The organism is Thiocystis violacea, assembly GCF_016583575.1.
Taxonomy (GTDB): domain Bacteria; phylum Pseudomonadota; class Gammaproteobacteria; order Chromatiales; family Chromatiaceae; genus Thiocystis; species Thiocystis violacea.
In genome coordinates this window covers 1-1,246 of sequence record NZ_NRRG01000142.1, presented here as the reverse complement: position 1 = coordinate 1,246, position 1,246 = coordinate 1, and the positions used below count along the sequence as shown (strand labels likewise).

The 1,246-nt window shown below is 54.3% G+C and carries 2 protein-coding genes; one reads left to right on the top strand and one right to left on the bottom strand.

The features are described from left to right. Nucleotides 1–201, bottom strand: a 201-nt coding sequence (locus CKO27_RS24305) for a hypothetical protein (RefSeq protein ID WP_207281111.1), incomplete at its 3' end; no start/stop codon positions are given. 78 nt (nucleotides 202–279) lie between these two features. On the opposite strand from CKO27_RS24305, the gene CKO27_RS23830 reads away from it, so the two are divergent. Further along, on the top strand, nucleotides 280–819 hold the full coding sequence (locus tag CKO27_RS23830; protein ID WP_200377394.1) for an REP-associated tyrosine transposase: 540 nt from the start codon (nucleotides 280–282) through the stop codon (nucleotides 817–819). Nucleotides 820–1,246: the final 427 nt, after the last annotated feature.

Sequence of the window (1,246 nt, the reverse complement as noted above, 5' to 3'; positions counted from 1 at the left end):
GCACAGGAAGAGGTCCGTAACCATGGCCACCCGAAGAAACAGCGCTGAGGACACCGATTCCGCAAACCGCATCAGCGGTTGTAACTGTTTGTTTTTAAAAATCGAGAGACTTATCTTAGTGCCATTCCCCCCGGTTTCCCGAGGACGTTCAAGTCGTTCTTCAAGGTCGGTGGTTCGATGGGTTTCGTGACCAACCAGCATCGGTGCCAATCATCAGCGTCATACCGTGGTCACTCTACCCATCCTGCCCTGCTTCGAGAATCTTGAGAGAAAACGAACATGCCAAATTATCGGCGGTTACGGGTGGCGGGCGGAACGTATTGGTTTACGGTGAAGTTGCGCGATCCCGACAGCCGATTGCTGGTGGAACAGGTGGAGTCATTGCGCGCGGCGTTTCGCATCGTGATGACGGCGCATCCGTTCACCATCGATGCGATTGTGATCATGCCCAATCATTTGCATACGTTGTGGACGTTACCGCCGGGGGATAGCGATTACAGCCTGCGATGGCGCCAGATCAAGGCGGCGTTTTCGCGCGCCATGCCCAAGGGTGAACGGATTTCGGCCAGTCGGCAATCCAAGGGCGAACGCGGGATCTGGCAGCGGCGGTTTTGGGAACACACCGTCTGCCATCAACGCGGATTCAACCATCGATTCGATTACATCCATTACAACCCGGTCAAACACGGAGACGTCCGGCATCCCCATGAATGGCCGTATTCATCGTTCCATCGCGCCGTGCGCCAGGGCATTTATCCCGCCGATTGGCATGTCGACGACAGCGCCCCATTCACGCTCCCCCCCGACGAAGACGATTAACCCATTCGATTGTAGGGTGGGTAGAGCGATAGCGAAACCCACCGAACCCACGCGCCGACATTTCAGGATCGCGCCCAACAAAAAACGCCCCCGGTTTCCCGAGGGCGTTAAAGTCTTTCTTCAAGGTCGGTGGTTTGATGGGTTTCGTGACCAGTCGGCCTCCGTGCCCCGTAGGATGGGTAGAGCGAAGCGAAACCCATCGAACCCCGCGCCGTCGTTTCAGAGGATGTCTAAAAACTAAACCCTTGATTTCAAAGGGCCTGGCACCATAAAATCCGCCAAATCTATACAAAATACGGGTTCTAATTCGCGGATTATGATGACTTCAGACCTGGAAAAATGGCCTTTGAGATATCCGAGCGACCTTTCCGATGAAGAATGGGAAGTCCTTCGGCCAATCTTTGACGAACTTGAACCTTATAAGACT

Bases quoted from the DNA above. Each gene is read 5' to 3' on its own strand.
- CKO27_RS23830 (WP_200377394.1), top strand. From the start codon at position 280: ATGCCAAATTATCGGCGGTTACGGGTGGCGGGCGGAACGTATTGGTTT.